Below are 24,420 nucleotides of genomic sequence, written 5' to 3'. Positions count from 1 at the left end.
CAGGAAATACCGGAGCAACAGGCCAAACTGGAGCCACCGGCCAAACCGGAGTAACAGGAAATACAGGAACAACAGGTAACACAGGTTCAACCGGTCAGACCGGAGCGACAGGAAATACCGGAGTAACGGGAAATACAGGTTCAACCGGTCAAACTGGTGCTACTGGTCAAACAGGCACCACTGGACAGACCGGAGCCACCGGCCAAACCGGAGTAACAGGTAACACAGGAGTAACCGGTCAAACTGGTGCCACAGGAAATACCGGAGTAACGGGAAATACAGGTTCAACCGGCCAAACAGGCACCACTGGACAGACAGGCGCCACAGGAAATACAGGAGCGACCGGCCAAACAGGCACCACTGGACAGACAGGTGCTACTGGTAACACAGGAGTAACCGGTCAAACCGGAGCCACCGGAAATACAGGAGCCACCGGAAATACCGGAGTAACTGGTAACACAGGCACCACCGGCCAAACAGGCACCACTGGACAGACAGGTGCTACTGGTAACACAGGAGCGACCGGTCAAACAGGAACAACAGGTAACACAGGAGCGACCGGTCAAACAGGAACAACAGGTAACACAGGAGTAACCGGTCAAACCGGAGCCACCGGAAATACGGGAGCCACCGGAAATACCGGTGTAACTGGTAACACAGGCACCACTGGACAGACAGGTGCCACAGGAAATACAGGAGCGACCGGTCAAACCGGAGCGACAGGAAATACCGGAGCAACAGGTAACACAGGAATAACAGGTCAAACCGGAGCTACTGGCCAAACCGGAGCTACCGGCCAAACAGGCACCACTGGACAGACCGGAGCCACAGGAAATACAGGAGCAACCGGACAAACCGGAGTAACAGGTAACACAGGAGTAACAGGTCAAACAGGATCCACCGGTCAAACCGGTGCTACTGGTAACACAGGAGTAACCGGCCAAACGGGAGCTACCGGCGCCACTGGTCAAACAGGTGCTACAGGTAATACAGGAGCCACCGGCCAAACCGGAGCAACAGGTAACACAGGAATAACAGGTCAAACCGGAGCCACCGGCCAAACCGGAGTAACAGGTAACACAGGAGTAACCGGTCAAACTGGTGCCACAGGAAATACCGGAGCAACAGGCCAAACTGGAGCCACCGGCCAAACCGGAGTAACAGGAAATACAGGAACAACAGGTAACACAGGTTCAACCGGTCAGACCGGAGCGACAGGAAATACCGGAGTAACAGGAAATACAGGTTCAACCGGCCAAACGGGAGCTACCGGCGCCACTGGTCAAACCGGAGCGACCGGTCAAACCGGAGCAACAGGTAACACAGGAATAACAGGTAACACAGGAATAACAGGTCAAACAGGCACCACTGGACAGACCGGAGCGACAGGAAATACCGGAGCCACAGGAAATACCGGAGTAACCGGTCAAACAGGCACCACTGGACAGACCGGAGCCACAGGAAATACCGGAGCAACCGGACAAACCGGAGTAACAGGTAACACAGGAGTAACCGGCCAAACGGGAGCTACCGGTCAAACTGGTGCAACAGGAAATACCGGAGTAACGGGAAATACAGGTTCAACCGGCCAAACCGGAGCCACAGGTAACACAGGAGCGACTGGTCAAACCGGTGCTACAGGAAAAACCGGAGCCACCGGCCAAACCGGAGTAACAGGTAACACAGGAATAACAGGTCAAACCGGAGCCACCGGCCAAACAGGCACCACTGGACAGACAGGCGCCACAGGAAATACAGGAGCGACCGGCCAAACAGGCACCACTGGACAGACAGGTGCTACTGGTAACACAGGAGTAACCGGCCAAACTGGAGCCACCGGCCAAACGGGAGCTACCGGCGCCACTGGTCAAACCGGAGCGACAGGAAATACCGGAGCAACAGGTAACACAGGAATAACAGGTAACACAGGAATAACAGGTCAAACCGGAGCCACCGGCCAAACAGGCACCACTGGACAGACAGGCGCCACAGGAAATACAGGAGCGACCGGCCAAACAGGAACAACAGGTAACACAGGCGCCACCGGCCAAACGGGAGCTACCGGTCAAACAGGCACCACTGGACAGACAGGTGCCACAGGAAATACCGGAGTAACGGGTAACACAGGAACAACAGGTAACACAGGCACCACTGGACAGACAGGTGCCACAGGAAATACCGGAGCCACTGGTCAAACCGGCGCCACAGGAAATACCGGAGCAACAGGTAACACAGGTTCAACTGGTCAAACAGGCGCAACCGGCCAAACAGGAGCTACGGGAGTTACTGGTCCAACTGGCCCAAATAATGGTTGGTATTTAACCGGTAATACCGGTACTACCGCAGGTACCAACTTTATTGGTACTACAGATGCTGTAGATTTTGTTGCCAAAACTAATTCTTTAGAACGATTGAGAATATTGTCTACTGGTCAAATAGGTATTGGTAGAACACCCAATACGGCTAATTTATTAGATGTGGCCGGTACGGTTAATATATCTAAGCCTGGTGCACCCAGTATCTTACAGGTGGATGCACAGAGTAGCCAGACCAATATTGCTCAAATATTGTTTACAAATTCTGCGGGTACCGGCGATTTTCGAATCGGTAGTAGTGGAGGTGATGTTGTATGGCAGGGTGGTGGTGGCCGTAACTTGCAAATAGGTGCCTATTGGGGTATGGATTTGTTAGGTGGACGCGGAACTGGAACTTTCCCAACATTCCAGGGTGGTATTGGAAATTACAATACAAGAATATTGAATACTACCAATATAAAAGGGTTGATTATACAGGCAAATGGTACGCAAACCAATAATTTGCAGGAATGGCAAAATTCAGCAGGTACGGCTTTAAGTATAGTGGATCCTAATGGACAGGTCGGCATAAAAACTACTACCCCACAGGCTAATTTAGACGTGAATGGTACTGCTAAAATTGGGGTTAATGGTACAGGTACAGTATTAAATGGGATAATAAAAGGTACAATTTCTATACCTAATCAGAATATTCCAGGAGGTCCTGGTGGTGATTTAATTGTGACTGTTACTTTAACTGGTAATTTAGCAAATGCCGTTCCAGGGGCTTCTGTTATTATAAATCCTAGAAATAACTTAAATACTGGTGGGAATGACGTTATAATAAGTTGGTGTAGAATAAGTGCAAATGGTGTGTTGACGATTTGCTTTGCATCTCAAAATGGTAATAGGATTGGGCCTGGTGGTGGAGGGGCACAAATATTATTTGATGTTACTGTAATTCAATAGAACACTACTTATTTAACCTACTGGAACATTACTTTTCAGCAGGTTTTTTATTGCTCTTTTTGTAATATTGTAGCATGGTTGTTTTACCGTCTCATTTACCAACCGTCGCTACCATCGGCATTATCTGCCCCTCCGGTTATATGCCTATCGAAAAAGTGCAAACCTGTGTAAATACCCTGCAAGGCTGGGGTTACCGGGTGCAGTTGGGTAAAACAGTGGGTTTGCAATACCATTATTTTGCCGGTACAGATGTGGAGCGGCTGGCCGACATGCAGGCCATGCTCAATAATCCGGCTATTGATGCCATTTTGTGTGCACGTGGTGGTTATGGGTTAAGCAGAATCATAGATGAACTGGATTTTACCGCTTTTTTACAATATCCCAAATGGATCATTGGCTTTAGTGATATTTCGGTATTACATGCCCGTTTAAACCGGCTGGGCGTACCTGCCCTGCATGCACCTATGGCCGGGGCTTTTAATGAGGGGGGAGCTGAGCGGGAATCAGTGGCTTCGCTCAAAGCCATTTTGGTTGGCAAGCCGGTGCATTATACCGTGCCGGTGCATCCTTTGAACCGTCAGGGGATAGCCAATGCGGAGCTGGTGGGGGGCAACCTGTCAATCATTGCACATTTAATCGGCAGTCAAGATGCACTGCAAACAGCCGATAAAATTTTGCTGATTGAAGATGTGGGTGAATATTTGTATAACATAGACCGTATGCTGGTACAACTGAAAAGGGCCGGCATGTTGCAGCGATTGGCCGGTTTATTGGTAGGTGGTTTTACCGAGATGAAAGATACCACCATTCCTTTTGGCAAAACAGTGGAGGAAATTGTACGGGAACATGTGGCTGAATATACCTATCCTGTGGCTTTTCATTTTCCGGTAAGTCATGGTGAACCTAACCTGGCTGTTAAATTGAGGGTAAAGCATCAACTAATGGTTACAGAAAAAGAAGTGGTGTTGCGGGAGGAATGATTCGGTTTTTGGTTTTTAGACATTGGGTAAGGTCCCAAGCCTTTACAATTATTGATGAACCATATTGACATCCTCCTCAACCTAAATGGAAGTTGCAGATGACTTTTAGGGCTTCCGAGGATGCGATTTTGGGATGGTGGTTACAGGTATCAAAAGGCCAGCTTTTTTGAATATCCTGATTTTTGTTGGCAATTAGTCAGCACTCTTTTTTATATAAACCTTTTGCGAACTTTGCGTGAAATACCCTACAAAAAACCCGTGCATGCCCCTCTACAGCGGCTGAGCAATATCATACCATCGTCATCAATAAATCAATAGCTTTGTAAGGTATATATACCAATATGTATTCAAAAATAATCGTTTGTATTGCTTTTGTATTATTAGTGGCTTGTCAGCCCAAAAAAGGCAGTATCTATCCCCAACAAGAAAACATTACAGAGGCAGTATATGCTTCCGGAATGGTAAAATCAGACCGGCAATACGAGGCATTTGCCACCGTTACCGGATTAATTGATACCATATATGTAACCGAAGGGGAACTGGTAAAAAAAGGGCAGCCCATCTTGCATATCGTTAATACGGCCACCCGTTTAAATACCGAAAATGCAGCTTTAGTGGCAGCCAATGCATCGGTAGCAGCCAATGCTGCCCGTTTAAATGAGGCAAAGATTAGCATTGCAAATGCCAAAGCACAGTTAGACAATGCCACTACGTTGTTACAACGCCAACGCAATTTGTGGGCACAACAAATCGGTACAAAAAACGATTTAGACCAGCGCGAACTGGCCTATACCAATGCCCTGCATGCATGGCAGGCAGCACAATTGCAATACGATGATTTAAAAAAGCAAATAGATTTTAGTGCCCAACAGGCTCAGAAAAATTTAGCCATTGCCGGAACAGCCAAAAACGATTATACCGTTAAAAGCGATGTAGATGGGATGGTGTTTCAACTGAATAAAAAGAAAGGAGAATTGGTGAGTCCACAAACAGCCCTGGCATTGGTAGGGGCTGCACATCAGTTTTTATTGGAATTGCAGATAGATGAACATGATATAGCCCGCATACACAATGGCATGCAGGTATTGTACACCATGGATAGTTATAAGGGTAAAGTATTTGAGGCAAAAGTGGTTAAAATTTACCCGGCCATGGATGAACATTCCCGCACTTTTAAGGTAGATGCTGCATTGGTACAATCGCCGCCGGTATTGTATCCCAACCTTACTTTAGAAGCTAATATTGTAATTCGGCAAAAACAAGATGCCATTACCATTCCTGCTAATTATTTGTTACCCGGCGATTCGGTTTTACTGGCCAATGGCAAAAAACAAAAAGTAGTAGTGGGTATAAAAGATTATCAAAAAATTGAAATCGTATCGGGCATTACAACTAAGGATGAGTTGATGGAATGAAATGCCCGTAAAGGCTTATACTTCTTTACTGCAATTATAAAAATCATTTAATTTGTTTTTTAATCATTCATGATCTTAAAATTAATTGTCAATATTGCACAATCCCTGCTCATGGCGCGCTGGCGGCAAACACTGGTAGCTGCAGTTGGTGTAACCTTTGGTATAACCATGTTTATTGCACTGCTGAGTTTTATGAGTGGTTTAAACGATTTGTTGGATGGGCTGGTAGTAAACCGTACGCCACACATTCGGTTGTATAATGATATTAGGCCACATAAAGACCAGCCCGTTACCCTTTGGCCGGCTTACCGAAATAGTTATCCGTTTATCAGTTCTTTAAAATCGGGGAATATACGGCAGGAGATATATAATAGCGGCCCCATTATTCAGGCATTGCAACAAAATAAACAGGTAATGGGTGTTGCACCCACTATCACGGCACAAGTTTTTTTTAATGATGGTACGGTAGATATTAATGGGGCGATAAATGGTATTGATGTAGCTGCAGAAACCAAACTGTTTCATTTTGATGATTATATCGTAGCAGGTAAAGCAGCCGATTTAAATACCGTACCCAACAGCATTGTGTTGGGCAAAGCTTTGGCCGAAAAATTAGTAGCCAATGTGGGCGATGTGGTACAAATTACTACCAGTACCGGATCTATATTTCAGTTAAAAGTAGTAGGTTATTTTCAATCGGGTTTGCAGGATTTTGATAAAGCACAAAGTTACGCGTCTATCCAGACTGTTCAAAAAATACTTGGCAAATCGTCCTTATACATTACCGATATAAGAATAAAATTATACGATATTAACCGGGCGCCGGCTTTGGCCAAAACCTTTGCCCGTATTTATGGGGTTGATGGCGAAGATATTCAAACAGCCAATTCGCAGTTTGAAACAGGTAGTTTTGTGCGAAGTCTAATATCCTATGCTGTTGGCATTACTTTGTTAATTGTAGCCGGCTTTGGTATTTACAATATTTTGAACATGATGATTTATGAAAAGATGGATACCATTGCCATTTTAAAAGCCACCGGCTTTGCAGGGCGCGATGTAAAAGCAATATTTTTAGTCATTGCCATTGGTATTGGTTTGTTTGGCGGCTTCACCGGTTTGCTTTCCGGGTTTGGGTTGTCGGTACTCATTCATCATGTTCCTTTTCATACAGCCGCATTGCCTACGGTAAAAACATATCCCATTAATTATAATCCATTGTTTTATTTGATAGGGATAAGTTTTTCGTTGATTACCACTTATTTAGCCGGATGGTTACCGGCCCGCAAAGCCAGTAAAATAGATCCGGTCATCATTATCAGAGGAAAATAACATGCAAAACACCATTCTGGAAGCTGTGAATATTGTGAAGTACTTTTACGATCCCGTAAAGGTGAAGGTGTTGAATGGCGTAAACTTTGCCATTAATCGTGGCGATTTTGTTTCAATTGTTGGAAAATCAGGTTGTGGCAAATCTTCTTTGTTGTATGTACTCTCTACCATGGATACCAATTATGAGGGCGATGTGTTAATAGATGGCATTTCCATGCAACAAAAAAAAGAAGCTTATTTAGCCAAAGTGCGAAATGAAAAAATTGGTTTTGTTTTTCAGTTTCATTATTTGCTGAATGAATTTACCGTGTTGAAGAATGTGATGTTGCCCGGTTTAAAATTGCGGAAATATACTGAAAAAGAGGTAGAGGCAAGGGCCTATGAAAAATTGCAAACATTGGGTATTGCAGGACTGGCTTTGAAGAATGCTGCCCGTTTATCGGGCGGCGAAAAACAACGGGTAGCCATTGCCCGTGCATTGATCAATGATCCGGATATTATTATGGGCGATGAACCTACAGGTAATTTAGATAAAAAAAACAGTGAATTAGTGTTCGATATATTTAAACAATTGTCGCATGAATTGCATCAAACTATGCTGATTGTTACCCACGACCCTGATTTTGCCGCTAAAACCAATCGTATTATCTGTATGGAAGATGGTAGAATTGTGGATGGGTAGTTGGGTGATAGGTACTTGTTCATGCATAGAATAGTTGTATCGCTATTCCCAATGTTGACAATAATTGAAACTATTTCGGCAATGCTAATTGAAACATCCTTAACCAGTTTTTGTGGAATATATTTTCGATATCACTAACGGTGTACCCTTTCTGTTCTAACAAATAACTTAATTGCTGCAAATCAGCAATGGTATCCAGATCATAAGGCGATTGTTCTGTACCGAAGGCACCATCTAAATCGCTGCCAATGCCTACATGTAAGCTATTGCCTGCTATTTGGCAGATATGATCAATGTGTGGAATAATGGCTGCTATATTACAATGCATTTGTTGTGATGTGCTAATACCGCGTTGCCAGCCGGATACCATCATCCAGGCATCGAAAGCCATGCCAATTACGGAGTTGCGGGTTATCATTTCATGTATCACCGCATCACTCATCTGTCGGTTATGTGGCACCAATACACGACAGTTGTGATGCGATGCCCACAATGTTCCGTTGTATAAAGTCAGTGCATCACTTAAAGCATCATCACACAAATGTGTAATATCTAAAACAATGTGATGATCCTGCATTATTTGCAGCAGAGCTTTACCGTTTTCCGTGAGATGCCCGGTGGCATCTGTTCCATTGGCATATCTGCCCGGGCCATAATGGGCGGGCCCAATAGATATCAATCCCTGTTGTTGCAACAGGAGCGCATGTTCAGGAGTAATTAATGCGTCGGCACCTTCTAAACTGATGATAACGCCAATGACTTTCTGTTGGTTAGGGATTGTATCAGTTGCCCATACAGTTAGGTGTTCCTGAAGTTGTTGTTGATTACGAATAATGGTTAATTCACCGGCGGCTTCCATTGCTTGATACCAGGCTAACTGGCCTTGTATTTGTGCCCATGCCTGTTCGGCAGAAGCCCATCCGGGTAATGGTTGGCCCGGTAATTGAACCCGGCCAATTAAAGTAGCCACTACCAAACCAATATTACCTGACCTTAATGCCGGTAATGAAACAGTACCTTTACCACGGTCGGGTTTATCGGTTAATCCTGTTTCAGTTGCTCGAATATGATGCACTGGCATACGCAGATCGCGATTCCATTCCATGGCATTCATACTTAAATCGAGATGGGCATCTATTAAAAACATGGCAATTGTTATAAAGTATATTAAATGGTAATGGATCTGTCTCTTGCTATTACTTTCCACGAAGTGGTTACTGCACTATTTTCTACTACCTGCAAGCTATTGTATAAAGCAACGGTAGGGCATATATGTATGGGTATGGCATACAGTACCTGTCCGGGTGTGTAGGCAGTTGCATCTGCCACTTTTAAAACCAAATGTTCTTCACTTTGTGCAACAGGCCTGGCAGCGGGGGCATTTAAAAAAACCACTCTTGGAAAAGGGTTTTCAGCAGCTACTGATTTATGACCCAAATCGGTGGTAATGGTTTGTGCATCAATGATGGAGATGACTCTTGTTATTAAAACGGCAGCCCATTGAAAAGGCTCTTCAGGCATCAGTTGTTGGTAACCGGCATCCCAAAATATAAAGGTACCCGGACTGCATACCACATTCTTCCTTTGTGCATGTGCCGCAAAAGTTGTAGACCCGCCTGCAACAATGGGTAATGGTATTTGATATTGTTCCTGCAATGCCCGCTGCATGGCTGCAACAGGCGCAAACGCTGCATCACTTTCCTGCTTTCTTTCTTCAAAACTTTGTTTTCTGATATGGCCATCATACACATGTAAACCCATTACCGTTAGGTTATTCACTTGCAATAATTGCAGCAATAATTCCGGAACTGTAGCAACGGGTGCACCAGTTCTGTTCATGCCATTGTTTACATCAATATATAATTGGGCAGAAATATTGGCTTTTGCATGTGCTGCTGCAATTTCCTTTGCGGTAACAATATTGTCGGTTAAGCAGGCAAAAATACATTGGGAGTGTTGTTGTTGCAATGCCACCCATCTCTGTATTTTAGGGCCAACGGGTTGGTATGCCAGCAAAATATCCGGTGCATTTAATTGTGCCAGCATTTCGGCTTCAGCAATGGTAGCACATTTAAATTGAGTGATGCCGGCCTCCATCATCGCTTTACATACTTCGGGTGTTTTATTGGTTTTTACATGCGGTCTGATTCGTTCAGTTTGGTGGTGCATCCTTGTTAATGCTGACTGAATATTCGCCAGCATTTTTTCTTTATACACCAATAAAGCCGGCGAATCAACCATATCAATATTTTGAATACTATACCATTCCATTCTAAAATAATTTTATTGTGAAAGCAACTTATGCCAGTTTAAACATCGCTTCAATTTCAACAGGTATATTATCCGGAAGCGTTGCCATGCCTACTGCACTTCTTACGCCAATGCCTGCATCGTTACCCCATATTTCAGCAAACAATTCACTGCACCCGTTAATAATGAAAGGGTGTTGGTGAAAATCGGTGGTGGCATTCACCATTCCCAATACTTTAATCACTCTTTCAATTTTGTTGAGTGTTCCCAAATTGGCACGCAATGTTGCCAGAATGGCCAGCCCAACCTGTCGGGCAGCAGCTTTTCCTTCATCCGCCGAAATGGCTTCACCAATTCTTCCAATCATAAATTTGCCTTTGCTAATTAAAGGGCCATGGCCTGATACATATACATAATTGTTGTCAATTAAGAAGGGCTTGTATACACCAATAGGATCGGGTGGCGGAGGTAAAACAAGGTTCAATCTTTGTAAATTTTCTTCCGGAGTCATTGTATTGTTTTTGCAATAAAGTTAAACAGATTGGGATGATTGTGGATTGAAAATATACAGCAATGAAAATCAGACTTGTAGTCTGTATTGTTCATTCGGTATTGGGCAGCAGAAATACCGGTGTGAACGGGATTTTAATGGGCTATAAGTATTCGAATGTATAAAAGTCTGTCTTTTTTAATAGGATGAAACAATTAATTGTATATTTTCATCAACAAAATTGATTGAAAAATGACATTGGTTCAGTTAGAATATATTGTGGCTTTAGATACACACCGACACTTTTCAACAGCAGCAGCAGCCTGTTTTGTAACGCAACCTACACTCAGTATGCAGATACAGAAATTAGAGGAAGAACTGGGCGTAAAAATTTTTGACAGGAGTAAGCAACCAGTATTACCTACGGAATATGGTATGGATATTATTCAGCAGGCCCGCAAAATTCTTGCAGATCGGGATGTGTTGCTGGAAATGGTGGATGCCAAAAAAGGCATTATTCATGGGGAATTGAAAATTGGTATTATACCCACACTGGCGCCTTATTTATTGCCCTTATTCATTCATGCGTTTACCAAAAAATTTGCTGCAGTAAAATTGCAGGTAAGTGAATATACCACCGACCAAATTATTCAAAAACTGAAAGAAGGTAATATTGATGTGGGTATTTTAGTTACTCCTTTGCATGAGAAAGGGATAAAAGAAGAACCGCTGTTTTATGAAGAAATGTTAGCTTATGTTTCTAAAAACAATGAAGTTTTTAAAAAAACGTATGTGTTACCTAAAGATATTGATCCCGGCAAACTTTGGCTTTTGGAAGAGGGCCATTGCTTCCGTTCTCAAATATTAAATTTGTGTGAACTGAGAAAGCCTGCTGCAGAAGGTGGCCATTTTGAATATGAAGCGGGTAGCTTAGAAACCCTGCGCCGGATGGTTGATTTATACGATGGGGTAACCATTTTGCCTGAACTGGCTACTTTAGATATGAGCAGCAAACAACAAGCTTGTCTCCGTTATTTTAAAAGTCCTGCACCTGTTCGCGAAGTAAGTATGGTTACCCACCGCAATTATGTAAAGCGCCGTTTGGTAGAAGTTTTGAAGCAACAAATAGAAATGGCTATTCCCGATAAAATAAAGCAAAATAAAAAAACGAAAGTCGTACCCATTTAAGTAAACTGCCATTAACTTAACATATTATTGCACCGTATTTTAACAGCAACATGCCTTGCGTTTGTATATAAATCTTGACGTTTTATTATGAATGCAATACCCATAAAATTAAAACACTCATGAAATTATTTTTTATACGATATACCAAACTATTATTTATCTGGTTGCAATTGCACCGAATTTTTGGTTGGATGGGTAGTTTTTTTGCCAATATGTACTATCTCACCTTGTTTTCAAAATGGGCCTACCAGAACAGAAAAGTAGCTTATAATGATTTTCCCTGCAAGTGGGATTATCAGCGCAGGAAAAAAATGTATGAATGGGTAATTGAGCAGGAAAGGCTTGAACAGGAAGCCATCAATTATCTGGAATTTGGTGTGGCTTGGGGCGAATCCTTCAACTGGTGGTTGCAGAAAAATAAGCATCCACAAAGTACATTTTATGGTTTTGATACATTTGATGGATTACCTGAAGACTGGGGCCCATTTAAAAAAGGAGCTTTTAGCAGTAACCAGGTATTGCCAGATATTAGTGGGGATACAAGAGGTCTGTTTCTAAAAGGATTATTTCAACAAACCATACCTGGGTTTGTGCAGCAGTTAGATAATACCCGAAGAAATGTGTTGATGATGGATGCTGATTTGTTTTCGGCCACCTTATATGCGCTCACTTCGCTGGCGCCTTATTTAAAAAAAGGAGATATTATTTTCTTTGATGAATTTGTAGTACCTACCCATGAATTTAAAGCCTATCAGGATTTTATTCAATCTTATTACTGCAACCTGCAATTAATTGCTGCTGCCAATAATTATTATTTTGTGGCATTTAAAGTGCAATAAAACAAGAATAAGCATCCATTTAGTTTAGTAAAAAACTGCTTAATTTTATTGTACTCTTTTTAAATTCAGGCTGGTATATGGTGCAACGATCAGCGGAAATTTTTCAACTGTAACAAAGCCGGGATCTAAACCAAATCCACGTTCTTCGCTCAGGGAAATTTCTTTCAGCCAAAAATATAGTTTCATAATAATGCGTTCCATAAAGGGTAATTCATTATCTGAACTCAGGTATTTTTCCAATACAATAAACTGAAAATCACCAGCAATATTATTCTTCTCTAAACTGGCATATCGGCTGGTAATATTTACTTCTTTATTGGCAACCAGATCCTGTACCACTTTTTTAAACATTACGTGTATACGTTGTTCTACCCTGAAGCCGAGGCGAAATTCAACCCTGATAATATCATCCGCCATAATGTGATCTACACTGTATTCAGAAGTATACGGATCATCCAAAACATCCACATGTATTAACCAGTAAGTATCGGCCCTTTTTGGTTTTTTGTTGAGGATGGAATAGATAATTTTATGTTCTATTTCTTTGGGATTATTGGCGCTGGTCATATATACCAGATGTGATGCATATTTAGGAATAGAGTCATCCTGGCTTAATTCTTTCAATAGCGGTATATAATGTTGCAGTCGTACAAATTCAACATAGCGGTTTTTAATTTTACGGCTTCTAAACCAAATATACATTACTGAGAATAAGCCACCACCTACTAGTAAAGTAACATAACCACCATGCGGGAATTTTTCTAAGTTGGCAATTAGAAAAGAAACTTCAATGGTAAGGTACACTGCCAGGTATAAATATATCCAAAGCGGGAAAACCCTGTGGCTTACCAAATAATTGGCAAATAAAATGGAAGTACTGATCATGCACATGGTAATAGCCAACCCATAGGCCGCCTCCATATTAGATGATTTTTGAAAAATAAGCACAATGCCCGTACAACCAATAAATAAAAGCAGGTTAACGCCGGGAATATACAATTGCCCTTTTTCTTCTGAGGGATAATTGATTTTCATTTTAGGCCATAAGTTCAAACGCAGTGCCTCACTAATTAAGGTAAAAGAGCCTGAAATTAAAGCTTGGCTGGCAATAATAGCGGCAACTGTGGCAATGATAATTCCAACCAACTTAAACCATTGCGGCATTACACCATAAAATGGATTAAATCCGCCATCAATCATTTCAGATGTAATAATGCCATGGTTGTGTTGTGCCAATAACCAGGCACCCTGCCCCAAATAATTTACGATGAGGCAGGATTTTACAAAAATCCAGGAAATATGAATGTTCTGTTTGCCGCAATGTCCAAGATCACTGTACAATGCTTCAGCCCCTGTGGTACAGAGAAAAATAGCACCCAGTATCCAAAAACCTTTGGGATATTGCGTTAGCAGCTCAATGGCATAATGTGGGCTAAAAGCTCTGAAAATGGAAATATCATCTAACAAATGCGTGGCACCTAAAACGGCAAGCATACTAAACCAGATAAACATGATAGGGCCAAAAAAGCGGCCTATAAAATTGGTGCCGAATTGCTGCACAAAAAATAAAAGCGTTAAAATACCAATAACAATGTATACAATAATGGGATCGCCTTCTACAATGTTTAAACCCGGTAATTGCCGTAAGCCCTCAATGGCAGAGGTAATTGAGATAGGAGGAGTAATAATGCCATCGGCCAATAAAGCGGCACCACCAAGCATGGCAGGATAAACCAGCCATTTTTTTCTTCTGCGTACCAATGCATATAGGCTGAAAATGCCACCCTCGCCCTTGTTATCGGCCTGTAAGGTTAAAATAACATATTTAATGGTGGTTTGAAGCGTGAGTGTCCAGATAATGCAGGATAAACTTCCAATAATTAAAAGATCATTGACAGGCCGGTCTCTGATAACAGAATTCAACACATAAAGTGGTGAGGTTCCAATATCTCCGTAAATAATCCCCAAAGCAATTAACAAACTGGCCGGTGTAACTTTACTAATGGTTTTGTTCACAGTAAACAATTGCGTAAAAAAATATTAACAAATGTATAGTAAAAAAATTTAGACGGCCGGCATCTGTAGCAGGAAACGCAAATCTTTTTTAATGATTTCTTTGCAAGGTTCACTTAATTTTGTTTGCAATGTTCGTATAAATTTGAAGGGAATATTTGTAATGCCCTGCAATGGTTACTGAATGAAGTGATTAATATAAAAAAATAATATATGTATACGAAAAAAATGGCTTTTTTATGCCTGTTGCTTGTATTTTCCCTGTATGTGATGGCACAGGATATTACTTATTCTGCACCCGACAGAGAAGATGTACGAAATATGAACTATGAAATTTTGGGAAAACTGAAGGGTAATTTTCTCATATACAAAAATTATAGAAATATTCACACCATTAGCGTATATGGCGATGATATGAAGCTGGTTACCAAAAATAAAATTGAAGGTCTGCCAGATAAATTATTCAATGCCGATTTTATTGCTTATCCTGATTACTGTTACATGTTTTACCAATATCAAAAGAAAAACATTGTGTATTGCATGGCACAAAAAATAGATGCAATGGGTAAACAAATTGGCAATCCCCTGGAATTAGACACTACCGTATTGGCATTCAATGCCAGTAATAAAATTTATTCATCTGCCTATAGTGAGAATAAACAACGCATTATCTTTTTTAAAATTAACACCAAAAGCGATAAACAGTATATAGTTACCACACTGTTGTTCAATGCTGATTTAAGTTTACTGCACAGAAGTACAATAAATATTGCTATGCCCGAAAAAAATGATTACCTCACTGCATTTGAAGTAGATAATCAGGGTAATCTGGCTTTTTTGCGTGCCTGGGGAACCTCGCAAAATGACAATATTATTGGAATGGATTTTTACTTTAAGCCTGCTATGGAGAATACCGTAGTGGCCACTCCATTAAACGTAAAAGGTTTGTTTTTAGATGATTTACATATAAAATTCGATAATGAAAATCAGCATTGTTTGATTACCGGTTTTTTTGCCAAACAAAGAAGGGGAAGTGTTGAAGGGTTGTACAATTATATTTGGGATGAAACCAAACTAGCCCCATTGCATGCAGGGATTCTCACATTTAATGATGATTTAAGAAATGATGCAAGGGGTGAAAGCAGTATGCGCAATGCCTTCAATAACTACTATATTCATAACATTATTATGCGAAAAGATGGCGGATACCTGCTTACTGCAGAATCAGCTTATTCCACCTCAAGAGGTAATGCCTACAACCGTTGGGATTATATGTATGGATCACCTTTCTTTAATCCTTATGATTATTATTATGGTTATGGTTATGGCTACGGTATAGGTATGATGGGTTCTTATTTTTATCCCTGGTCTTTTGGTGGCCCAATGAACAGTGTGAACCGATTTTACGCCGATAATATCATGATTCTTTCTTTCAACCCTGGTGATTCTTTAGAATGGAGTAATGTAATTCACAAATCACAATACGATGATAACTCTGATGCTTTTATAGGATATGGATTATTAAACTCCGGCGATCAATTACACTTTTTATTTAATACTGTTGAAAGGCGCCAATCGCTGCTAACCGACCAAAGTATTACACCCGATGGGCAAATTATAAGAAACCCGTTATTCAAAAATTTAGACAGAGGTTACCAGTTTATGCCAAGGCAGGGTAAACAAATCGGGTTGAGGCAAATGATAATTCCTTGTCAATACCGCGGTTATATTACTTTTGCCAAAGTTGTTTTGTAATATAAAAATGGCAGCGTGGTAAATTTATTCAGGAACAAATCATATAGTGGCATCATTTTTTTGGCGCTGCTGTTTTTAGTAGTGCATTCACATTTTTTTGTACAGGCTCCCATCATTACCACACCCACCCATAGCGGTTTTTTTGAAGTATTTATTCAGCAATACATACAACCTTTACCCGGGTATTTGCTGTTCCTGATTTATGCTGCATTGGTATTAGTGCAGGCCATTCGCTTCAACTTTGCTTTGAACAATGCACACATGTTTCAGCAGCCGGGTTATACCAGCGGCATGGTCTATATACTGCTTTCGGGTTTTTTACCCGGTTGGAGCCAAATTAATGCGGCATTACTGGCCAATACGCTGATTGTTTGGGTATTCATTAAATTAATACGATTATACAATAACCCTGCGCCTAAAACCCTATTGTTTAATATCGGGCTTATTTCGGGTTGCACCATCTTATCTTATCATCCCACCATTACTTTATTATTGGTGATATTTTTTGCGTTGGCAGTTGTAAGGCCTTTTCGGGCAGCTGAATGGTTGGTTCTGTTAATTGGAGCCATATTCCCCTATTATGTGGTGGCTGCTTTTCTGTTTATTACCAATCAAACCAATAATATCTATGGCATTTTACCCCATTTTCAATTAGCCTGGCCATTGGCATTGCCTGCACACTGGTTAAGTATTACCATTGGTTATGTGTTGCTGTTATTCATTCTTTCTTTTTATTTCTGGCAACTGCATGTAAACAGAATGGTGATTCAAATCCGAAAAAACTGGCTGATTGTGTTGGTATTGCTATTGGTTAGCCTTTTTGGACCATTTATTTTTGCCTATGCAGGTCGAACGGCTGCTTTTGTATGGATAATACCTTTATCTGCATTTTTTGCCAATTATTTTTTATATTCCAAAAAAACATTGTTGCCAAACATTTTTTTTTGGCTGACTTTACTGCTGATTTTTCATAATAATTGGTTATTAGCTAAAATTTAGCGGCATCTTAGCGCAGGCAATTGTAAATTTGCACTGACTGAAAAGTAATGGATAGGGTGCTTAATAATTTTTTGCATTGAACCTAAATAAGCTTTTCTATTGAAATTCATTAAAACCATTGTATGAAATTTGGCGTTGTTGTTTTTCCCGGGTCTAATTGCGATAGAGACATGCAAGATGCATTGCAACAAGATTTGAATAAGGAAGTGGTGATGCTCTGGCACAAAGATAAAGACCTGAGTATGTTTACTACCGATGATTGTATTGTTTTACCTGGAGGTTTTTCATATGGTGATTACCTGCGTTGCGGTGCCATTGCCCGTTTTAGTCCGATGATGGAAAGTGTGATACAATTTGCCAATAAAGGAGGAAAAGTATTGGGCGTATGTAATGGGTTCCAAATTTTATGTGAAAGTGGCCTTTTGCCAGGGGTATTATTGCAAAATATTCATCAGCAATATATATGCAAAAATGTTACTATTACCAATGGTGCAGAAGTTTTTACCATTCCGATTGCACATGGCGATGGAAGGTATTATGCATCAGAAGAAGTGATAGAAAATCTTCAAACGAACAATCAAATTTTGTTTCGTTATTGCGATGCGGAAGGAAATATTGTGGCCAATGCCAATCCGAATGGTGCGCTGTATAATATTGCCGGCATCCGAAATTCCAATGGAAACGTATATGGTATGATGCCACATCCGGAACGGGCCAGTTCACCATTATTGGGCAATACCGATGGCAAAAAAATATTTGCATTATTAGGGTTGGCTTCTTAAAATGGGGGGCAACGGTTAACAGAACTTTTACATCTTGTAAATTGTAATAAATAATCAAAAATAAAATCAATATGAAAAAATTATTGGGTATTTTAATATTGGGAATGTTTTTTTCTGCATCACAGGCACAAATTAAAGATCCGGTGAGATGGAAATATGAAGCAGTTAAAAAAAGTGCAGATACTTATGAAATTGTAATTACTGCTACAGTTGAAAAACCTTGGCACATCTATTCGCAAAATACAGGAGCAGGGGGGCCGGTGCCTACCAGTATTACATTTAAAAAAAATCCATTGGTTACTGTTGGAGGTAAAACAATAGAAGTAGGCAAATTGCAAAAAGTATATGATAATAATTTTAAAACCGAAGTGCTGTATTATTCCGGCCAGGTATTTTTTAAACAAATGGTGAAATTGAGAGGCAATGTTAAAACCAATATTTCCGGCACTGTTGAATATATGGTTTGTGATGATCAGCAATGTTTGCCTCCTACTAAAAAATCATTTGATATTAAATTATAATTTTAAAAATCATTTACTTTTTAGAAAACATACATTTATACATTAAAGTGTTGAATAAGGGCATCATTTGCCAAATTACTGTACTCGAATTGTAAGGATTATTATAAATTTTAGTCTATAGGCTACACCTAAATCAACCATTCATGAAGTATTTGTTTTCATTCTTACTGTTGCTGTTTAGTTTTGCCATACTACTTCAAGCACAGCCACAACATCCGGTAAAATTTTCTTACCAGGCAGAAAGGTTAACAGATACTTCGGGTGTTTTAAAAATACAATTAAAAAGTTCAGATAGTACTGCTTTTTTTGCTGCTGAACAGTCGGCTGCCGATAATCCATTTACGGCGCAATTACATGCCGACAGTAGTACAATAGTTGAATTACATAGGGTAAAAGCAACAGGCAGGGCCATTACTGAAAAAGATAATGGCGGAAATACATTGACCCTTTATCCCGATAGTGTAACTTTTGAATATCCGCTACATTTAACCAAAGACAGCACAACTATTAAAGGAACATTTGTGTGGCTGGGCAAAAAGGGAGAGAATTACCCCAGCAATGAGGAAAAGTTTTTGGTACAGTTGCCATCTGTTTTAAATACAGCAAATAGTACCGGCAATACAGCAGTAGCTGGTCAATCTTTATGGTCTGTTTTTTTGCTCACTTTTGGTGCCGGATTATTGGCCATCATTACACCCTGCGTTTTTCCATTAATTCCTGTTACCGTTAGTTTCTTCTTAAAACGAAGTAAAACCAGAACGGAAGGGATTCGCAATGCGGTGTGGTATTCCATTTCAATTATTGCCATTTATACCATACCCACTTTATTGCTTACTTTAATTTTTGGTGATACAGTATTATACACCATTTCTACTTCAGCAATTACCAATATTTTATTTTTTGCCATATTTATTGTTTTTGCCATTTCTTTTTTCGGTGCTTTTGAACTAAATCTGCCAAGTAGTTGGGCCAATAAAGCCGACCAAAAAGCAGGAAAAGGCGGGTTATCCGGCATTTTCTTCATGGCATTAACACTTGTTATTGTTTCTTTTTCTTGCACTGGACCCATTGTTGGAACATTATTGGGACAAACCAGTGCAAAAGGTGTTAGCATTGCACCCGTAATTGGAATGCTGGGTTTTGGGGTAGGCCTTGCATTACCATTCTCATTATTTGCTTTTTTCCCTTCCATGCTTTCTGCCTTACCCAAAAGTGGCGGTTGGTTAAATTCGGTAAAAGTTACTTTTGGCTTTATAGAATTGGCTTTGGCTTTGAAGTTTCTGTCGAATGTTGATTTAATTTATCACTGGCATTTATTAAATCGTGATGTGTTTCTGGTATTATGGATTGTGGTATTTGGCTTAATGGGCATGTATTTGCTGGGTAAGTTAAAATTTTCTCACGATAGTGATTTGCCTTACTTAACGGTACCCCGTTTGTTTTTTGCCATTATTACTTTTTCATTTGCCTTATATCTGATACCGGGTTTGTGGGGTGCACCGCTGCAACCACTTAGTGGATTTATACCTCCCGCAACTACTCAGGATTTTAATTTAGAAAATTTAAATTATAAAATTGACGACTTGAAGAATGGGCATTTTTCTTCTGCCACAAATAATGGTGTACAACCACTTCCTCCAAAAAAATATACCGATAGGTTAGAAGTGCCATTTGGGTTAACCGCTTATTTTGATTTGGAAGAAGGCATGGCTGCTGCCAAAATTGTAAAGAAACCGATAATGCTTGATTTTACCGGCCATTCCTGCCCCAATTGCCGTAAAATGGAAGAACAGGTATGGAAAAATCCGGATGTATTGCGTAGGATTAAAAACAATTTTGTGCTGGTGAGTTTGTATGTGGATGAGAGTACCGAACTCCCTGCTGCTGAACAAATAACGTTGCCTAATGGCGATAAATTAACAACAGTTGGAGAAAAGAATTTGAATTATGAAGTGACCAAGTTTGGATTGAATGCACAGCCGCTTTACATGTTTCTCGATTTAAACGGCCAGCCCTTGAGTGAGGTGAAGTATGGATATAATCCGGATGTAAGCAAATTCATCCAGCATTTAGACGCAGTAAAACAAAAGTTCAATGCGGAACAAAAATAGAAGCTGCTTTCGTTTTATGATCTAATCACTTCGTTTATAAAACAATTTGGTATTCTACCATCATTTTCCGTAAATTAATTAAGCCATAACGCATACGGCCCAATGAAGTATTGATACTGGTATTGGTAATTTGGGCTATTTCTTTAAAACTCATGTCGGCAAAATGCCTTAAAACAATCACTTCTCTTTGTTCTTCCGGCAAATGACTCAACATGTCATGTAGTTTTTGGCGCGTTTGTGATTGTATCATTGATGTATCTGCACTCTCATTGGTAAGGTTCAGCATATCAAAAACATCTTTATCATCACTGCTAATAATGGGGCCGCGTTTCACTTTTCTAAAATAATCTACACATAGGTTATGCGCTATACGCAAAGCCCATTGAATAAACTTTCCTTCTTCATTGTACCTGTTACTTCGTAGGGTATCAATAATTTTAATAAATACATCCTGAAATAAATCTTCAGCTAAGTATTTATCTTTTACCATAAATAAAATAGAGGTAAAAATTTTTTCCTTATGCCTGTTTACCAACGTTTCTAAGGCAGCCTGATTTCCTTCCTGAAAGGAAAGTATTAAATCGTTGTCAAGCAATTGTTGTAGTGGTTTCATAAGTATTTGTTTGTTGTGGTTGTTCATTTAGAAAATGACCATTCATTGTTTTGGGTGAATATGCCGAATCATTTTTTAAATAGTAACAAAATTTTTTAATGAATACAGTTTTCAGTGCGACAATCTTTTTTCTGTTTACCGCATTATTTCTGTATCCATATATTGTAGGCCTTTACCTCTGGAGGCCGGTAAATAGCTTGAAATTAAATAACATATTTCTCCCTGCAAATTATATGGGTTAATGTTGACAACTATTTATATGTGTTTAACAATATTCACATTTTAAAAACCCGATTGCAACATAACCGCAGGAAATGTGTTTATTTGTTGTAGATATGGTCTCCAAAGAAAAAAAGAAAATAAACTTATTGCCCAAGATAACTGAAAGTAATGATGCTATTTTGGTAAAAGGTGCACGGGTGCATAATCTTAAAAATGTAACGGTTGCATTTCCGCGTAACCAATTCATTGTAGTTACAGGTGTAAGCGGGAGTGGAAAATCGTCTTTAACAATTGATACTTTATTTGCAGAAGGCCAGCGTCGTTATGCAGAAAGTTTAAGTGCTTATGCCCGGCAGTTTATGTCGCGTATGGTTAAACCTGATGTGGATTATATAAAAGGCCTTTGCCCTGCAATTGCCATTGAGCAAAAAGTAATTACCCGTACGCCCAGAAGTACTGTGGGCAGTATGACAGAAATTTATGATTATTTGCGGTTGCTGTATGCAAGAGTGGGGCTAACCATTTCTCCCATTAGCGGTAGAGCGGTTAAAAAAGATGATGTGGCAGATGTATTAACTGCCATTCAACAATTAAAAACCGGAAGTAAATGTTATTTGTTATTTCAATTCAAACAGCATGTATCCCGCTCCGTTATAGAAGAGCTGAATATTTTATTGCAAAAGGGTTTTTCGCGTATTTATTTTTCGGGTACATCTAATGCTCAAAAAGGGCCGGCATTGTATAATATTGAAGATCTGCTGGAAGAAGATGCAGGCTTAGCGCATTCACTTTTTAAAAACAGTGCAGCAGCTTTTGTGCTGGTAGATAGAATGATTGTAAAATCATTTGAAGAAGAAGATATTCATCGTTTATCGGATTCCATACTTACCGCATTTTATGAAGGGGAAGGAGAAATGTTTGTAGAAGTAAATGAGGTAACACTATTGCATTTCAGTAATAAATTTGAATTAGATGGTATTGTGTTTGAAGAACCGGTGCCCAACCTGTTTTCTTTCAATAATCCTTATGGAGCATGCCCCACCTGCGAAGGTTTTAGTCAGGTATTAGGTATTGATGAAGATTTGGTAATCCCCGATAAAAGTCTCAGTATTTACGAAGGGGCTGTAGCTGCCTGGAAAGGTGAGAAACTCAGTTGGTGGAAAGATCAGTTTATTCAAAATGCCAAAGGTTTCCCTATTCATAAACCTATTGCCGATTTAACAACAGAACAATATGAACAGCTTTGGAATGGAACCGGAAAAGCACTGGGTATTCATTCATTTTTTAAAGAAGTGGAAGATAATTTATATAAAATTCAATACAGGGTGTTGTTAAGCCGTTACAGAGGCCGAACTACTTGTCCCGATTGCTATGGTTATCGGTTAAGAAAAGAAGCCTTGTATGTGAAAGTAAATGACAAACATATTGGCGAGTTATGTGCCATGCAAATAAAAGATTTGCAGCAATGGTTTCAGGAAATACAACTCAGTCCATTTCAGCAGCAGGTAGCCAAAAGGGTATTGCAGGAAATTGTACAACGCCTGCAAACCATGATGGATGTTGGATTAGGTTATTTAAGTTTAAACCGATTGGCCAATACCCTGAGTGGTGGTGAAAGTCAGCGGATACAATTGGCCAGAAGCCTGGGTAGTAACTTAACCAATTCATTGTATATTTTAGATGAACCCTCTATCGGCCTACATTCCCGCGATACCGAAAAATTAATAAAGGTATTGAAAAACCTGCGTGATTTGGGCAATACGGTGGTTGTGGTAGAGCACGATGCTTTAATGATGCGGGAAGCAGATTATATTATTGATATGGGGCCATTTGCAGCTCATTTGGGGGGGGAAGTTATTGCAGCGGGTAATTACCATGCGATTATTGAAAATAAAAACAGTTTAACAGGAAAATATTTAAAAGGCGAACTGCGGATAGATCCACCTGAAAAATTACGAATTCCCAAAAAATTTATACGGGTAGAAGGTGCCAGACAAAACAATTTAAAAAACATTACCATCGATTTTCCTTTGGAGGTGCTTTGTGTAGTGAGTGGTGTAAGTGGTAGTGGAAAAACCACTTTAGTAAAACAAATTCTGTATCCGGCACTGCAAAAACTAAAAGGGCAGCCTGCAGAAAAAACAGGTGTACACAAAGCCATTACCGGTGATGTTGCAGCCATCGATCATATTGAAATGATTGATCAAAACCCAATCGGAAAGTCATCCCGCAGTAATCCCATCACTTATATCAAAGCTTATGATGGAATTCGGGATTTGTTTTCTCGGCAGCCTTTGTCTAAAATACGTGGTTTTCAGCCCAAACATTTTTCTTTTAATGTAGATGGTGGGCGATGTGATGCTTGCAAAGGAGAAGGCGAACAATTGGTAGAAATGCAATTTTTGGCCGATATTCATTTGCCTTGTGAGGTTTGTGGTGGTAAAAAGTTTAAGGAAGAAGTGCTGGAAGTGCATTATAAAGAAAAATCAGTTTATGATGTACTAGAAATGAGTGTAGATGAAGCTGTTGAATTTTTTAAAGAAGAAAAAAATATTTACCAGTCATTGTTGCCTTTACAACAGGTAGGGTTAGGCTATATTAAATTAGGCCAGTCATCCAGTACATTGTCGGGCGGAGAAGCGCAACGTGTAAAATTGGCCAGCTTTTTAGGGAAGGGAAAGGGGTATGGTCATATTTTATTTATATTTGATGAACCCACAACGGGCTTACATTTTCATGATATCAAAAAATTGTTGCAATCTTTTCAGGCATTAATTCAGCAGGGGCATTCGTTGATAGTAATTGAACATAATACTGATATCATTCATTCGGCCGACTGGGTAATTGATTTGGGGCCGGAGGCAGGCGATGCAGGAGGGTATCTGGTATATGCCGGCCATCCAAAAGAATTGAAGCATGTAGCCCAAAGTTATACCGGAAAATTTCTGTAAAACCCTTAGTTTTGCCC

The 24,420-nt window shown here is 40.1% G+C and carries 18 protein-coding genes; 13 read left to right on the top strand and 5 right to left on the bottom strand.

Annotated elements, in window-relative coordinates; translation table 11 throughout:
- The 5 genes from EO766_RS14910 to EO766_RS14890 form a co-directional block, all read left to right on the top strand.
- On the top strand, positions 1–3,263 hold a 3,263-nt coding region (locus EO766_RS14910), incomplete at its 5' end, for a beta strand repeat-containing protein (RefSeq protein ID WP_287101469.1).
- A gap of 74 nt (positions 3,264–3,337) precedes the next feature.
- The gene (locus tag EO766_RS14905; protein ID WP_074419654.1) at positions 3,338–4,243 is read left to right on the top strand and encodes a S66 peptidase family protein; all 906 of its coding nucleotides are present in this window, start codon (positions 3,338–3,340) and stop codon (positions 4,241–4,243) included.
- Positions 4,244–4,584: 341 nt separating this feature from the next.
- A complete protein-coding gene (locus EO766_RS14900) occupies positions 4,585–5,658 on the top strand; it encodes an efflux RND transporter periplasmic adaptor subunit (protein WP_074419653.1) in 1,074 nt (357 codons plus the stop codon).
- A gap of 69 nt (positions 5,659–5,727) precedes the next feature.
- A complete protein-coding gene (locus EO766_RS14895) occupies positions 5,728–6,987 on the top strand; it encodes an ABC transporter permease (protein WP_074420357.1) in 1,260 nt (419 codons plus the stop codon).
- Between the two features lies 1 nt (position 6,988).
- Positions 6,989–7,669 (top strand): ABC transporter ATP-binding protein, encoded by a 681-nt coding sequence (locus EO766_RS14890; RefSeq protein WP_074420356.1) that lies wholly within the window; start codon positions 6,989–6,991, stop codon positions 7,667–7,669.
- 70 nt (positions 7,670–7,739) lie between these two features.
- Here the strand turns inward: EO766_RS14890 and EO766_RS14885 are convergent, their stop codons facing one another.
- From EO766_RS14885 to EO766_RS14875, 3 genes are read right to left on the bottom strand one after another with little or no spacing between them, the layout of a single operon-like run.
- A complete protein-coding gene (locus tag EO766_RS14885; protein WP_074420355.1) occupies positions 7,740–8,816 on the bottom strand; it encodes a dipeptidase in 1,077 nt (358 codons plus the stop codon).
- Positions 8,817–8,836: 20 nt separating this feature from the next.
- Positions 8,837–9,940: a D-TA family PLP-dependent enzyme gene (locus EO766_RS14880; protein ID WP_074420354.1), complete on the bottom strand. Its 1,104-nt coding sequence runs from the start codon at positions 9,938–9,940 to the stop codon at positions 8,837–8,839.
- Between the two features lie 28 nt (positions 9,941–9,968).
- On the bottom strand, positions 9,969–10,430 hold the full coding sequence (locus EO766_RS14875; RefSeq protein ID WP_074420353.1) for a RidA family protein: 462 nt from the start codon (positions 10,428–10,430) through the stop codon (positions 9,969–9,971).
- A 231-nt stretch (positions 10,431–10,661) separates the two neighbouring features.
- Here EO766_RS14875 and EO766_RS14870 point away from each other — a divergent pair, with 231 nt between their 5' ends.
- Together EO766_RS14870 and EO766_RS14865 are read left to right on the top strand one after the other, a co-directional pair.
- Positions 10,662–11,597, top strand: coding sequence for a hydrogen peroxide-inducible genes activator (locus EO766_RS14870; protein ID WP_074418489.1), 936 nt, complete (start codon positions 10,662–10,664; stop codon positions 11,595–11,597).
- A gap of 119 nt (positions 11,598–11,716) precedes the next feature.
- The gene (locus tag EO766_RS14865) at positions 11,717–12,436 is read left to right on the top strand and encodes a TylF/MycF/NovP-related O-methyltransferase (RefSeq protein ID WP_074420742.1); all 720 of its coding nucleotides are present in this window, start codon (positions 11,717–11,719) and stop codon (positions 12,434–12,436) included.
- Between the two features lie 45 nt (positions 12,437–12,481).
- On the opposite strand, the gene EO766_RS14860 is transcribed toward EO766_RS14865, so the two are convergent.
- The gene (locus EO766_RS14860; protein ID WP_074420351.1) at positions 12,482–14,452 is read right to left on the bottom strand and encodes a KUP/HAK/KT family potassium transporter; all 1,971 of its coding nucleotides are present in this window, start codon (positions 14,450–14,452) and stop codon (positions 12,482–12,484) included.
- 210 nt (positions 14,453–14,662) lie between these two features.
- On the opposite strand from EO766_RS14860, the gene EO766_RS14855 reads away from it, so the two are divergent.
- From EO766_RS14855 to EO766_RS14835, 5 genes are all read left to right on the top strand, one after another.
- Entirely contained in the window at positions 14,663–16,204 is a 1,542-nt protein-coding gene (locus EO766_RS14855; protein ID WP_143439434.1) for a hypothetical protein, read from the top strand.
- A 15-nt stretch (positions 16,205–16,219) separates the two neighbouring features.
- On the top strand, positions 16,220–17,203 hold the full coding sequence (locus EO766_RS14850; RefSeq protein WP_074420349.1) for a hypothetical protein: 984 nt from the start codon (positions 16,220–16,222) through the stop codon (positions 17,201–17,203).
- A gap of 122 nt (positions 17,204–17,325) precedes the next feature.
- A complete protein-coding gene (gene purQ / locus EO766_RS14845; protein ID WP_074418011.1) occupies positions 17,326–17,985 on the top strand; it encodes a phosphoribosylformylglycinamidine synthase subunit PurQ in 660 nt (219 codons plus the stop codon).
- Positions 17,986–18,056: 71 nt separating this feature from the next.
- On the top strand, positions 18,057–18,506 hold the full coding sequence (locus EO766_RS14840; RefSeq protein ID WP_081300477.1) for a protein-disulfide reductase DsbD domain-containing protein: 450 nt from the start codon (positions 18,057–18,059) through the stop codon (positions 18,504–18,506).
- A 143-nt stretch (positions 18,507–18,649) separates the two neighbouring features.
- The gene (locus EO766_RS14835; protein WP_081301333.1) at positions 18,650–20,617 is read left to right on the top strand and encodes a protein-disulfide reductase DsbD family protein; all 1,968 of its coding nucleotides are present in this window, start codon (positions 18,650–18,652) and stop codon (positions 20,615–20,617) included.
- 34 nt (positions 20,618–20,651) lie between these two features.
- Here the strand turns inward: EO766_RS14835 and EO766_RS14830 are convergent, their stop codons facing one another.
- Positions 20,652–21,230, bottom strand: coding sequence for a sigma-70 family RNA polymerase sigma factor (locus tag EO766_RS14830; RefSeq protein WP_074418023.1), 579 nt, complete (start codon positions 21,228–21,230; stop codon positions 20,652–20,654).
- Positions 21,231–21,544: 314 nt separating this feature from the next.
- Here EO766_RS14830 and uvrA point away from each other — a divergent pair, with 314 nt between their 5' ends.
- A complete protein-coding gene (uvrA, locus tag EO766_RS14825; protein ID WP_228733116.1) occupies positions 21,545–24,403 on the top strand; it encodes an excinuclease ABC subunit UvrA in 2,859 nt (952 codons plus the stop codon).
- Positions 24,404–24,420: the final 17 nt, after the last annotated feature.

The organism is Hydrotalea sp. AMD (assembly GCF_004100315.1).
In the GTDB taxonomy this organism is placed as follows: Bacteria; Bacteroidota; Bacteroidia; order Chitinophagales; family Chitinophagaceae; genus Hydrotalea; species Hydrotalea flava.
Note: the sequence above shows the minus strand (reverse complement) of the source record. Positions and strands in the feature narration are given on the sequence as shown.